Here is a 429-nt window from a genome sequence, read left to right as displayed (position 1 = left end):
CTTTTACAGGAACCATGTTCAGCAATTGATCCGGTGAGAATTCTTTTCTTCGTTCGGCACTTTCTAAATAAGATACTTTACCTTTACTGTGCTTGTCATGTGAGTGATGCATATAGATCCTCCTTTTTAGAAGCAGCTGTTTAGATGTGCTAGTTCACCTCGTTAAATTTTTCTTCCACCAGGGCTCCGACCACAGTTAAGGCAGCCATACTGCCTTCCGCTGCCGCAATAATTAATTGGGATGGACCGGCAATCCGCGTATCTCCGCAAGCATACACTCCTTCTGTATTTGTGCGCTGCCAGCTATCCGTAGCAATCCCGCCCTGCTCGTTTAATGTGTAGCCGAGGGAAGAATCAAAAGAAGCGGCCTGTTTCCATTCTGAAGCTATGAATCCACCATCCCGAAGTACGGCTGAGTCATCTTCAAGC

General features: G+C 46.4%; 1 protein-coding gene. It reads right to left on the bottom strand.

The annotated features are described in order from the left end of the window. Positions 1 to 149: 149 nt before the first annotated feature. Positions 150 to 429 (bottom strand): FAD-dependent oxidoreductase (locus LF817_RS20045; RefSeq protein ID WP_253937569.1); only part of this gene is annotated, 280 nt, incomplete at its 5' end.

The organism is Halobacillus sp. A1, from assembly GCF_024189295.1.
In the GTDB taxonomy this organism is placed as follows: domain Bacteria; phylum Bacillota; class Bacilli; order Bacillales; family Halobacillaceae; genus Halobacillus_A.
This window is presented reverse-complemented; position numbering and strand designations above follow the sequence as displayed.